The following is a 12,184-nucleotide window of genomic DNA, read 5'->3' as shown; positions in this document are numbered from 1 at the left end:
TCCTAATATAATGGTTTTTTTTCCTCCGCTTAAGTCATGTTCACATAAAACTGCGCCACGGCAGCACCTTCATACGAATCATTAAGCGTGTGTATTTAACACCAAGAAATAATATAACACATGATGGACTGACAATCAAGAATCCTTTACAGCTTTCCGCTAAATTTTAATAAAAGCTCGATTTCTGTCTTGCCCGTTTTTAATTCTTTCGCTATTTCTTCTAATGATAGCCCTTGATCATATAAGGCCTTTACTTGATCCTCAAATGTTTCTTCTATTTCACTTTCAGAAGGCGCAGAAGCTTCTGTTTCGAGACTTGAAACGGGTTCGTTTACCTTCTCTTCCTGCACCTCAACTTCGCTAAGGAGAGCCGACAGGTGCTCTGGAACTGGATCTTCACTTTCTACCGAATGCAGGGATTCAATTGGTGGTTGTGGCTGCTTTGGTGTCTGAAGATCCGATTTCAGCTCTTCAGCAGAAAAATCAGGGGAAGTGGCTGCAGCTTTTGATAGTTTTTCATTCTCTTCTTTGACTTCCATCAAAAATGCAGCCAGGGTATTTTCCGTTTCTTCTAAAAGCTCTCGCTGCTTTTGTTCTGTTGCCTTCAGCGAATTCATTCTCGTGTATAAAATGATCACAAAATAAATAAGTGCAGCATGAAGCATAAAGCTAATCAGCCATAGCATATTTTTTCACTCACTAACTCTTTAAGATTGAATGGCTTTATCAAGCAGATGCTTAAGCTTGAACAATGCCTTTGAATGAATTTGCGAAATGCGGGAGGTCGATAAATTAAGCACTTGACCAATTTCCGTTAACGTCAATTCCTCTTTATAGAAAAGACTAATCACAAGCTTTTCTTTTTCCGAAAGCTCTGTCATTTTTTCGGCAAGCTGTTCAATTAATTCATCTTTCAGCATTTTTTCTTCAGGTGTCACAGTCTTTTCGTCGCGAATCATGACTTGAACGTTTTCTCCGTCTTCTTGATCATGCAGCTTCTCATCAATCGAGAGCAAATTCGCAAAGAACCCTTCATTCATCGTTGTGACCACATCTTGTTCACTCATGCCGAGTTCTTCAGCAACCTCTGTTGGTGTCACATTTCGCAAATATCGCTGTTCAAGCTTTTCAATTGCCGCTTCTACTTTTTTTGTTTTTTCTCTTGATGTACGAGGCAGCCAGTCCTCTTTACGAAGACCGTCGATGATGGCCCCGCGAATTCTGAAGGATGCATATGTATCAAACTTCAGATCTCTTCCGGGGTCAAATTTTTCAAGGGCATCATATAAACCGAGCATCCCTAGACTGATCAAGTCTTCTTTGTGCACTGACTTCGGGAGACCGATGGAAATTCTTCCAACATGATATGTGACGAGCGGCATATAGCGGCGCATAAGATCATCTCCAGCAGCTGGGTCCTTCCACTCTTTCCATCTAGCCCATAGCGCCTGATCTTCGTAATTTAAGGATTGCATCTTTCTCCCCCTATACTTCCTTAGTTATATCTTCATAATGCCTTGTTTCACAGTGCGGATCTCAAGTTCTGTTGTAAGCGGATCGAATTCAATCGTGCGTCCATTGTTTCCGCCCGTGTCCTCACTAATGATCGGGATATGATGAAGAGACAGATGTTCTTTCACAGCTGATACATTTCTAGGTCCAATTCTCATCAGATCATTGGTTGACTTAAATTTAAACATTTCTGCGCCGCCGGCAAGCTTCGCTTTTAGCGCATGTTTGCGCGCTCCTTCTTTTAAGAGCAGATCAATTGTATGCTTGACACCTGTATCTGCATACTTAGCCAAGTTCTCTACCGCTCCTTTTGAAAGAGAGGAGTCTGGAAGCATGACATGGACAAGTCCTGCCAGTTTTTTTTCTTGGTCAAAAAGGACAAGTCCTACGCAAGAACCGAGACCGGATGTCCGAATACGGTCCGGTGTTTTCACAAGCTGAACATCCGCTATACCAACCTTTACAACTGCCGGAATCTGCACGTTCATTATAGGTTACCTAATGCTTTGAACAGTTTTTCAAACGATTCAAAGTCTGGTAATAGAAACATATTTCCTTTCAGCTCTTGCTGATTTTGATCATCAAAAATAGATGTATCAATCACAATCGCCTGATCGCCGAGAGGGCTAAACTGCATTAATCCTTCACTAATGACAGCCCCAAACATGTCGAGCGTGACATCTGGAACACTTGGGTGAAGCTGCAGTTTTGTTAAATCGGCAAGTGCTGATAAATAAGAGCCTGCTAAAATATTTCCTAACTCATGAAGCGCTGATGTTCCTAGCATGTGTTCATGAATCGTATCAATATCAAATGCTGGGTCCTGAACAAGCTCTCTTACAAATTGTTCAGCTTGTTCAAACGGCATAATGAAAAAGATTGAACCGGTAAGATCACCCTCCATTCGCAAAAAGATACTGGCAACTGGAAGGTCTGCTCCACCAAAGAAATCCATTAAATCTTCAAACGAGAGAACTTTGACAAAAGGAACAGCCATATCAATTTTGCGATTCAATAGGCTGGCAAGAGCAGACGCTGCATGGCCTGCTCCGATATTCCCAACCTCACTTAATATATCTAGCTGTTCATCTTTAATTTCATTGAAAATGCTCATCTCACATCCCCCTTAATGAACAGGTGCATCTTGCACGCTCTTGTCGAGGACCGCACCAGCATGAATGATATTGAATAGACGCTGATCATGCTTAATAATACCTGTCACCCATGACAGTCCTTCTTTTTCAGCTGTATCAGTAGAAGATTCTACCTCTTCCTGATGAACAGTAATGACATCATTTGCTTCATCAACAATCCAGCCGACTTCAATGTCACCAACTTGTACAATAATCATTCTTGTTTCGTCTGTAATCTCGTTGTCAGTTGATCCAAGTCTCACTCTAAGGTCAATGACAGGTGTCACGACACCACGTAGATTAATGACACCGCATATATAAGGGGCAACGCCAGGAACTCTTGTCGGCTGCTGCCATTTTTCAATGGACTTTACTTCTGATACTGAAATGGCGTATTCTTTTTTGTTTACGATAAACACAATCATCTTTTCGCCAGTTTTGATATCTGTACTCATTTCAGACCGCTCCTCTATTGTTTTTTACTTAATCAGTGCATTACAGTCAACGATGAGTGCAACCTGACCGTCACCTAAGATTGTTGCGCCTGATATCGCAAATACGTTTGGTAGGTAATCTCCAAGTGATTTCAATACAACCTCTTGCTGACCGATAAACGAATCGACCACAAATGCTGTTAGCTTGTCTCCTTTACGGACAACAATAATGTGCAGTTCTTCTTCTAAATCATTCGCATTTGGTACGTTGAACTGTTTCTTCAAGTACACAACCGGTACGATAAATCCACGGAAATCAATGACTTCACGATCATGCGTTTGAAGGATGTCACTCTTCTTAATGACAGCCGTTTCTATAATAGAAGAAATCGGAATAGCAAATGTTTCTTCCTCTAGTTTCACAAGAAGTACGGAAATGATCGATAATGTGAGTGGAAGCTGAATTGAGAACAGTGAGCCTTGACCTTCTGTTGAGTTAATACTCACAGAACCACCTAATGATTCCAGCTTGTTTTTCACAACGTCAAGACCTACACCTCGGCCCGAGATATCAGAAATCGTATCAGCTGTAGAGAACCCTGCTGCAAAGATCAATGAATCAATTTGGTGATCTTCAAGCGTTTCCGCTTCTCTTTCTGTAATAACTCCGCGCTCTAATGCTTTTTCAAGGACCTTTTTACGGTTAATTCCGCCGCCATCATCTTCGACTTCAATGAAGACATGGTTTCCGCTATGATATGCTTTTAAAAGAACAGTTCCTTTTTCTGGTTTGCCTTTTTTCACACGTTCTTCTGGTGATTCAATCCCGTGATCGAGACTGTTTCTAAGTAAGTGTAAGAGCGGATCGCCAATTTCATCGATCACTGTTCGATCAAGCTCTGTCTCAGCACCTTCAATGATCAGTTCAATTTTCTTATTGAGCTCTTTCGTCAATTGACGAATCATACGTGGGAATCTGTTAAACACCGTTTCTACAGGCACCATTCTCATGTTTAAGATGATCGATTGCAGGTCTCCAGAAATACGGGACATTCTTTCCACTGTATCCGTGAGTTCGTTGTTTTCAAGTTCTTTGGCAATCTGTTCTAAACGCCCTCTATCAATGACAAGCTCTTCAAACAGGTTCATAAGTGAATCTAGACGATCAATGTTGACACGGATCGTTTTCGTTCCGCCGGCAGCTGCACCGTTATTGCCATTTGCTTTTGGCGCATCGTTTGCTGGCGCTTTAGCAGCAGGCGCTGCGGCTTCTTCATTTTTCTGCTCAGGTTTCTCTGCTTTTGTTTCAGCCGGAGCCGCTTCTTCAAAGGCAGAGACTTCAGAAATCTCCACTTGTTCAACCTCTGAGATCGCTGTCACGATTTTTTTCACTTCTTCCATCGGCTGTTTCGATAAGTAAGAAATGCTGAATTCAGATTCAAAATCTTCTGATTCTAAAAGTTCTGCATTCGGAACCGTTTTGACAACTTCTCCTGCTTCGTTCAGTCTTTCAAAAATCATATAGACACGAACGGCTTTTAATAAGCATGCGTCACTTAATGTCACGTTCAGCTCATAACATTTAAAGCCTTGTTCTCTCGCTTCATCAAGAACTGTTCGTTCAAATTCGTTATAGTCTAGGTCGCTTGCAGCTGATGATGCTTCAGCAGTCTCAACGGCAGATGCTGTTTCTGCATGGCTTCCTGTCACATCTAGTTTTTTACTAATCTCCGTGACATCACGTTTTCCATCCCCGCCCTCTGCAATCGATTGAACCATTGCTTCAAGGTGATCGAGTGCTTCAAACATCGTATCCATTGATTCAGGAGTGACAATCATTTGTTCGTTTCTGATGGCATCAAACATGTTTTCTAAATGATGTGTTAATTGAGCCATATCATCAAAGCCCATCGTTGCACTCATGCCTTTCAGTGTATGAGCGGCTCTGAATATATCATTCACTAGCTGCAAGTCTGTTGGGTTCTTTTCTAATTCAAGAAGTTTTTCATTACAAGTTTGTAAGTGTTCTCTGCTTTCATCTAAAAAGATATCTAAGTATTGGTTTACATCCAACGTGTTCACGCCCTCTCTTTTTTCATGGAGCTTATAATTGCATGTGCGATGTCATCCACATGCCTTGTTTCATGTGCAAGGCCTGCTTTAATGACTGATTTAGGCATTCCGAAAACAACACATGATTCTTCTTTTTCTGCAATGACTTTTGTATGACCGCTTGCGACCATTTTTTTGACACCTTCTGTGCCGTCACTACCCATTCCTGTCATAATGACAGCGATTTTCTCGTAACCTTTTATGTTGCTGATGGATTCAAATAAATAGTTAACAGAAGGTTTGTGACGGCTGTCAGTGTCTTCTGGGGACAGCCTGATCACTAAAGCTGCCCCTTGTTCATGAAGTGACATATTCAATCCACCAGGAGCTATGTAAGCCACTCCATTTTTAGCGATGTCTCCATCTTGAGCTTCTTTGATCGTAATTTGTGATAAATGATCTAATCTAGTAGCCAGCGATGCCGTAAATCCTGCCGGCATATGCTGCACAATCAAAATCGGCGCCTCTATGTCTTTTGGCAGCTTCGTGACGACTCGTTGAAGCGCCCTAGGCCCTCCCGTAGAAGTTCCGATTGAAATAATCTTTCGGAGTGATGAGCCGCTTCTTACTTCTTGCAGGCGGGGAGCGGCCGCTGGAATTGGACTTGGCGGCTTCATGAACGGCTTAGGAGAAACTTGTTTCTCAGTACGTTTTCTGGACAGGCCTGCCGCAAGTACCCGCTCTACAATTTGACCTCTTACTTTGTGTAAATCGAGCGAAATACTTCCTGAAGGCTTTGTCACAAAGTCAAAAGCACCGAGTTCTAAGCAATGGATGGTTAATTCCTTCCCTTGCTTCGTCTGGCTTGACACCATAATCACAGCAAGGTCGTGTTCAGCCAGAATTTGTTTTAATGCTTCTGTTCCATTTAGAACAGGCATTTCCACATCAAGTGTGACAACATCTGGATTCAATTCCTTAATCCGCTTTAAGGCATCTTCTCCATTTCGCGCCGTTCCGACGACTTCAATTTCTTGCTCGGCACTTAGGAAATCACTGATGAGTTTTCTCATAAAAGCCGAGTCATCTACTACAAGCACTCTAATCATGAGTCCACCTTCCTCCTTTTAAAAAAAGAGGACAACTTATCTATAAACGTATGCTGCTCTCTCTGTGCCTCTCTTATCTGCTGATGATAAAGTGTTTCAGCCAGCATTTTAATGGTTTTACTTAGCCTTGAATGAGGCTGCTTCATATAAAATGGCATTTGTTCAGTGACTGCTTTAGGAACAGCAGGATCATCAGGTACCGCACCAGCAAATACAAGCTTTCGGTGTAGAAAGGACGTCACCACTCCTGCTAATTTCCGGTACGTTTCAGATCCTTCCGAAGGGGTTTTACACCGGTTGACAATGATTTGAACAGACTGTTCAAACTGATGAATGGCTAAGTGCTTAATTGCGCTGTAGGCATCCATGATGGATGTTGGTTCTGGCGTTGTCACAACAACCACTTCTCCTGCCGATAAGACAAAAGGGAGTTGATCTTTTGACAAGCCTGCACCCATATCAAAGAATATACAATCAAAGTCATTCAATATTTTCTCCATCTCTTCTAAAAAGAACGACCATTGATCTTTGTCTAAAGAAAACAGCTGTTCAAGCCCGCTTCCGCCAGAAATGTAATACAGATTGTCCGTTCCTTTTGTCATAGCCGCTTGGAAGGATTTTTTCCTAACAAGCACGTCTAATATAGAGCTGGTCGATGTTTTCCCTAGTAAAATATCAATATTCCCCATGCCAAAGTCGAGGTCGATGATGAGCACTTGCTTGCCCGTACTTGCGATAGACAGTGCCATATTCAGCGTCAAATTCGATTTACCTACTCCGCCTTTACCGCTCATGACAGCAATGGTTTTCGCTTGTCCATTCGCACGAAGAGAGTTCGGTACAATCAGTTGGTTCTGCTGAACAAGCTTTCTTAAACCTTCGGCTTGGTCAGGCTTCATCATTGTAAGACCATCCTTGTCAAATCAAGGGGGGAACTCTCAAGAATATCCTCAGGCACATTTTGACCATTTGTTAAAAACCCGAGCCCGATTTGAGATTCTGCAATGATTTGAAAGATCGTTCCCATCGTGTCTGTTTCATCAACTTTTGTGAAAATAAATTGATCGATTGGAACGTGTTCAAAACGTTTGACCATGGCTTTCATATCTTGATATTTCGATGTCGCACTCATGACAAGAAAACTTTGAATGCTTTCATCAAATGGAATGATATCTGTCAGCTCTTTGATGTACGCCTCTTCTTTAAAGTTACGGCCTGCTGTATCGATGAAAATATGATCATAGTCTTTAAAGGTCTTCTGTGCTTTCACAAAGTCCTCTCTTGAATAACAAACCTCAAGAGGTGCATTCAGCAGTTCAGCATATGTTTTTAGTTGTTCAATCGCTGCAATCCGGTACGTATCTGTTGTGATAAAAGCAATTTTCTTTTGCTGCTGAATAGCCGTTTTCGCAGCCAGCTTTGCAATCGTTGTCGTTTTACCAGCACCAGTTGAACCAAACAGCACAATGTATTTCGAACGAATCATCGGCTCATCAGAAGTGTGAGCCGGCAGCATCCCTGTGAGTAATTTTTCAAGTTCTTTTTCAATCTGCTCTTCTTTCACAGCACCCTTTGTTAAAAGACCCTTTAAGCATTCATCTCGAATCTCATCATCAAGACCTTGATCCTTTAGCTTTTGATCCATTTTCATGAGAGAATCCGGCAAGATCCCGGCATGGCGTTCGTTTCTTGCATATTCTATAGGCTGAGAATGAGAAGGCGCTGCTTTGACTGCTTGAGCAGCAGCCGGCAGCTCTTGTGTAAGGTGTTGAGTCTGCTCCTTTTTCGGTAACACCGGGATAGGCGCAGCTGCTGGTTGTAATCCTTTGCCGGCTCTTTCTTCAAAATCTTGATCCAGCACTGCAATCACTTCGACCATTTGCTGTTTCTTTAAACCGAACAGCTTTCGTTTGACAACGGTTTTCGAATTTAATATGACGGCATCCTTCCCAAGCTGCTGCCTGATTTGGATCGTTGCCTCCTGCATAGAATTCGCTGTGATTTTTTTCATTTTCATTAGATATCCACCACTCCGATGCTCTGTACTTCCACATTTGCTTCTAGTTCGTTATAAGATAGTACCGGTAAATCTGGGAAATATCTTTCTAACAACTGTTTGACGTACATTCTTATAGGAGGTGAGCATAATAGAACCGGCGTTTCCTGACGAAGCGAAAGCTGTTCAATTTCTCTCGCCACTGATTGAATCACACTTTCAGAGGATTCTGGATCTAACGATAAGTAGTTCCCATGCTCTGTTTGCTGCACGCTGTCTGCAATCACCTTTTCGACTCGGCCTGAGCATGTCACGACTTTCAGTGATTCATTTTCTCTTGCATACTGTGCAGTAATCTGTCTTGCAAGTGCCTGTCTAACATACTCTGTTAGCAAGTCTGTATCAGTCGTTAATTTTCCGTAGTCTGCAAGGGTCTCAAAAATGGTCACAAGGTTTCGAATGGAGACCTTTTCTTTCAGAAGCTTTGCAAGTACTTTTTGGATATCCCCGACCGCTAGTGGATTCGGTGTTACCTCATCTACTAGAACTGGATAACTTTCTTTCAGATGATCGATTAATTGCTTCGTTTCTTGGCGTCCAAGCAGTTCATGGGTGTTTTGTCTAATCTTCTCTGTGATGTGGGTAGACACAACAGATGCTGGATCGACCACTGTATACCCAAGCATTTCAGCCTGATCTTTTTCTGCTTCTGATATCCATTTTGCCGGCAGGCCAAAGGATGGTTCGATTGTTTCAATTCCTTCAATCGGATCATCATCAGGCGTTGGAGACATCGCTAAGTAATGATCGAGCAGCAGCTCTCCTTTTGCCACTTCGTTCCCTTTTATTTTGAGCCTGTATTCGTTCGGGTTCAGCGCAATGTTGTCTCGAATACGGACAACTGGAATAACAAGACCTAGTTCAAGAGCAAGCTGCCTTCTGATCATGACAATTCGGTCTAGCAGGTCTCCGCCTTGATTGGCATCTGCAAGCGGGATCAACCCGTAGCCAAATTCAAATTCAATGGCATCCATTTGCAGGAGATGAATGACGCTTTCTGGACTTTTCATCTCTTCTACCTCTGCCTGTTCTTCCAGTACTTCTTCAATCTCTTCTTGATCCTGTTTGTTTTTCGACATCATGTACGCACCGAGTGCAAGTAAACCTGCGATCGGCCCTGTCAAAAGTACGCCAATTGGCGTAAACAATCCAAGCAGGAAGATCGTACCTGCTGTGACGTAAAGCATGGCAGGGAAGGCAAAGAGCTGACCCGTAATGTCTGAACCAAGGTTTCCGTTAGAAGCCGCTCTCGTGACAACAATCCCTGTCGCTGTTGAGATGAGAAGTGCAGGGATTTGCGACACAATTCCGTCCCCTACTGTTAAAAGAGTAAAGTGGGAAGCTGATTCTTGAATCGACATTCCTTGCTGAATCATCCCAATAATGATGCCAAAAATAATATTGATAATAACGATGATAATACCTGCGATGGCATCCCCTTTAACGAACTTACTTGCACCATCCATCGCACCATAAAAGTCTGCTTCTCTTGCTACTTTTTCACGGCGGTTTCTAGCTTCACTTTCTGTCAGCATTCCTGCATTCAAATCTGCGTCAATACTCATTTGTTTACCTGGCATCGCGTCGAGTGTAAATCTGGCCGCAACCTCTGATACACGCTCCGCCCCTTTGGTGATGACAATAAACTGAATGATGATCAGAATAAGGAAGACAACCAGACCAACGAGTATATTGCCCCCAACAACAAATGATCCAAACGTTTCTACAACCTTACCAGCATCTCCAGTTGATAAAATAGAACGGGTTGTAGAGATGTTAAGCCCTAAACGAAACAGTGTTAAGAGCAAAAGTAACGATGGAAAAATGGAAAATTGCAGTGGTTCTTGCATGTTCATTGTGGTGAGAAGCACGATAAGCGCAAGAGAAATATTAATAATAATTAAAATACTTAATAGGACGGGCGGAAACGGTATGACCAGCATCGCCACGATTAAAATAACACTGAATAAAACAGATAAATCTCTTGCTGACATGCCTGTTCTCTCCTTTTAAAACCAAAAATTCATAAAATCTTTTGTTTCGTTTTATATACGTAAGCCAAAATTTCTGCGATCGCCTTAAAATATTCTTCCGGCACCGCTTGGTTGATATCCACTTGATCATAGAGAGCACGGGCGAGCGGCCGGTTCTCTACAGTCATGACATCGTGTTCTTTCGCAATTGTTCTAATTTTCAAAGCCAAAATATCTGTTCCCTTTGCCACAACAAACGGCGCGTCCATCTTTTCTTCGTCATATTTCAAGGCAATTGCGTAGTGGGTCGGGTTTGTAATGATGACGTCCGCTTTTGGGACTTCCTGCATCATCCGTCTCATGGCCATTTCCCTTTGCCGCTGTTTAATTTTTGATTTTATGAGCGGGTCACCCTCTGATTTTTTATACTCATCTTTGATGTCTTGTTTAGACATCCGTAAGTTTTTTTCATAATCAAATTTCTGATACATGTAGTCAAGCCCGGCTAAGATCAGAAGAGCACCTGCTGCATATAGCCCCATAATCAAGGTCATATTTGCCACGAAATGAAGGGTTTCCTCTGCAGTGAGTAGAGGGAGCCGCAAGATTTCGTCAAAGTGCATCCATAGAGCGATAAATGTCGCAAAACCAACAAAACCAATTTTTAAAATGGATTTTAATAGCTCAACGAGTGCTCGAATACTGTATATTCGTTTAAACCCTTTGATTGGATCAAGCTTTTCTAATTTGGGCTTGATCACTTCAGTTGAAAAGAGAAATCCAACTTGTAAATAGTTACTGATGATCCCTGCCAGCATCCCAACACCAAGAATTGGCATGAGGAGGAGACCTGTCTCTTGAAGCAATTCCAAGAATAACTGGTGAATATTAGATGTGCTAACCTTCATTAGCATCGTTGTTGAATAAAAACGTTCAATGAGCGCAATAATACGCTCTTTCATAAAAGGCCCAATAAAAAAGAATGATAAAAAGATTAGTAGAAATGAGATGGCTGTATTGACGTCGGTACTTTTGGCAACCTGCCCTTTTTTACGTGAATCCCGTCTCTTTTTCGGTGTTGCTTTTTCTGTTTTTTCACCTGCGAAAAATTGCAAGTCGAGTCTAAGTCTTGTCGTCATGACGAACCACCGACCAATGCTAAGAAATTCCTCATGGTGAGCACAATCGTTTCAAATGTATTTTGGACGACCCCGAAGATGACACCCATACAAATGATGATCATAATAAAACTCACGCCCATTTTAATGGGAAGTCCAACGACAAATACGTTCATTTGCGGAACTGTACGTGCCACAATTCCTAATGCCAAATCGACTAAAAACAAACTAGCCACAACAGGTGCTGAGATTTGAAAGGCTATGATGAACATTTGGTTGAAGCTCTTTGCAATAAAGTAAGCAAAGGATTCACTACCGAAGTTCAGTGCATACTGATCAACTTGAATATATTGAAAACTGTAATAGATTCCATCAAGCAGCAAATGATGTGCATTTGTTGCCAGCATCAGCAGCAAGGTCACCGTATAAAAAAACTGCCCCATCAGCGGCGTTTGCGCCCCTGTTTGTGGATCAATAATATTGGCGATCGCAAAACCCATTTGAAAATCGATGAATGAGCCGGCAATTTGAACTGCGGACACCATGATATATGCAATCAGTCCAAGAAGAAGTCCGACCATTGCTTCTTTCACGGCAAGCATCATGTAAAGACCGTCGATATCGAGTGCTGGCGGTTCTTTAATGGTGCTAAAACTAATGACAGCCAAAAACAGTGAAAAACCAACTCTGTGAACTGCTGGTATCGTTCGATGCGCTAATAGCGGCACTGTCACAAAAAAAGCGGTGATCCGAATGAAAACGAGAAGAAAGGCAGGAAATAATTCTATGATTGACAT

The 12,184-nt window shown here is 42.1% G+C and carries 12 protein-coding genes; all 12 read right to left on the bottom strand.

Going from position 1 to position 12,184, the window contains the following annotated elements; genetic code table 11:
- Positions 1–146: 146 nt before the first annotated feature.
- The 12 genes from NST01_RS08095 to fliR are packed head-to-tail and all read right to left on the bottom strand — an operon-like array spanning position 147 to position 12,184.
- Positions 147–686, bottom strand: a complete 540-nt coding sequence (locus NST01_RS08095; protein WP_048002825.1) for a hypothetical protein — start codon at positions 684–686, stop codon at positions 147–149.
- A gap of 21 nt (positions 687–707) precedes the next feature.
- A complete protein-coding gene (locus NST01_RS08090) occupies positions 708–1,475 on the bottom strand; it encodes a FliA/WhiG family RNA polymerase sigma factor (protein WP_007499565.1) in 768 nt (255 codons plus the stop codon).
- A gap of 24 nt (positions 1,476–1,499) precedes the next feature.
- Entirely contained in the window at positions 1,500–2,000 is a 501-nt protein-coding gene (locus NST01_RS08085) for a chemotaxis protein CheD (RefSeq protein ID WP_007499566.1), read from the bottom strand.
- Positions 2,000–2,626: a chemotaxis protein CheC gene (locus NST01_RS08080; protein WP_007499567.1), complete on the bottom strand. Its 627-nt coding sequence runs from the start codon at positions 2,624–2,626 to the stop codon at positions 2,000–2,002. The genes NST01_RS08085 and NST01_RS08080 overlap by 1 nt, the downstream gene beginning before the upstream one ends.
- Positions 2,627–2,638: 12 nt before the next feature.
- Complete coding sequence (locus NST01_RS08075) at positions 2,639–3,100, bottom strand: chemotaxis protein CheW (RefSeq protein ID WP_007499568.1); 462 nt, start codon at positions 3,098–3,100, stop codon at positions 2,639–2,641.
- 24 nt (positions 3,101–3,124) lie between these two features.
- A complete protein-coding gene (locus tag NST01_RS08070; protein ID WP_007499569.1) occupies positions 3,125–5,152 on the bottom strand; it encodes a chemotaxis protein CheA in 2,028 nt (675 codons plus the stop codon).
- 5 nt (positions 5,153–5,157) lie between these two features.
- Positions 5,158–6,240: a protein-glutamate methylesterase/protein-glutamine glutaminase gene (locus tag NST01_RS08065; protein ID WP_008344775.1), complete on the bottom strand. Its 1,083-nt coding sequence runs from the start codon at positions 6,238–6,240 to the stop codon at positions 5,158–5,160.
- On the bottom strand, positions 6,237–7,142 hold the full coding sequence (locus tag NST01_RS08060) for a MinD/ParA family protein (RefSeq protein ID WP_035392057.1): 906 nt from the start codon (positions 7,140–7,142) through the stop codon (positions 6,237–6,239). The genes NST01_RS08065 and NST01_RS08060 overlap by 4 nt, the downstream gene beginning before the upstream one ends.
- Entirely contained in the window at positions 7,139–8,257 is a 1,119-nt protein-coding gene (gene flhF / locus NST01_RS08055) for a flagellar biosynthesis protein FlhF (RefSeq protein ID WP_282900366.1), read from the bottom strand. Before flhF ends, NST01_RS08060 begins: the two co-directional genes overlap by 4 nt.
- Complete coding sequence (flhA, locus tag NST01_RS08050; protein WP_035392063.1) at positions 8,257–10,290, bottom strand: flagellar biosynthesis protein FlhA; 2,034 nt, start codon at positions 10,288–10,290, stop codon at positions 8,257–8,259. The genes flhF and flhA overlap by 1 nt, the downstream gene beginning before the upstream one ends.
- Before the next feature lie 29 nt (positions 10,291–10,319).
- A complete protein-coding gene (gene flhB, locus NST01_RS08045; protein WP_007499576.1) occupies positions 10,320–11,408 on the bottom strand; it encodes a flagellar biosynthesis protein FlhB in 1,089 nt (362 codons plus the stop codon).
- The gene (fliR, locus tag NST01_RS08040) at positions 11,405–12,184 is read right to left on the bottom strand and encodes a flagellar biosynthetic protein FliR (protein WP_007499578.1); all 780 of its coding nucleotides are present in this window, start codon (positions 12,182–12,184) and stop codon (positions 11,405–11,407) included. The genes flhB and fliR overlap by 4 nt, the downstream gene beginning before the upstream one ends.

This window comes from Bacillus sp. FSL R7-0166, assembly GCF_038008935.1.
GTDB lineage: Bacteria > Bacillota > Bacilli > Bacillales > Bacillaceae > Bacillus > Bacillus altitudinis.
Note: the sequence above shows the minus strand (reverse complement) of the source record. Positions and strands in the feature narration are given on the sequence as shown.

What these genes read in the sequence shown, in the direction of transcription:
- NST01_RS08095 (WP_048002825.1), bottom strand. Translation starts at nt 686, where the DNA reads ATGCTATGGCTGATTAGCTTTATGCTTCATGCTGCACTTATTTATTTT.
- NST01_RS08090 (WP_007499565.1), bottom strand. Translation starts at nt 1,475, where the DNA reads ATGCAATCCTTAAATTACGAAGATCAGGCGCTATGGGCTAGATGGAAA.
- NST01_RS08085 (WP_007499566.1), bottom strand. Translation starts at nt 2,000, where the DNA reads ATGAACGTGCAGATTCCGGCAGTTGTAAAGGTTGGTATAGCGGATGTT.
- NST01_RS08080 (WP_007499567.1), bottom strand. Translation starts at nt 2,626, where the DNA reads ATGAGCATTTTCAATGAAATTAAAGATGAACAGCTAGATATATTAAGT.
- NST01_RS08075 (WP_007499568.1), bottom strand. Translation starts at nt 3,100, where the DNA reads ATGAGTACAGATATCAAAACTGGCGAAAAGATGATTGTGTTTATCGTA.
- NST01_RS08065 (WP_008344775.1), bottom strand. Translation starts at nt 6,240, where the DNA reads ATGATTAGAGTGCTTGTAGTAGATGACTCGGCTTTTATGAGAAAACTC.
- NST01_RS08060 (WP_035392057.1), bottom strand. Translation starts at nt 7,142, where the DNA reads ATGATGAAGCCTGACCAAGCCGAAGGTTTAAGAAAGCTTGTTCAGCAG.
- flhF (WP_282900366.1), bottom strand. Translation starts at nt 8,257, where the DNA reads ATGAAAATGAAAAAAATCACAGCGAATTCTATGCAGGAGGCAACGATC.
- flhA (WP_035392063.1), bottom strand. Translation starts at nt 10,290, where the DNA reads ATGTCAGCAAGAGATTTATCTGTTTTATTCAGTGTTATTTTAATCGTG.
- flhB (WP_007499576.1), bottom strand. Translation starts at nt 11,408, where the DNA reads ATGACGACAAGACTTAGACTCGACTTGCAATTTTTCGCAGGTGAAAAA.
- fliR (WP_007499578.1), bottom strand. Translation starts at nt 12,184, where the DNA reads ATGTCAATCATAGAATTATTTCCTGCCTTTCTTCTCGTTTTCATTCGG.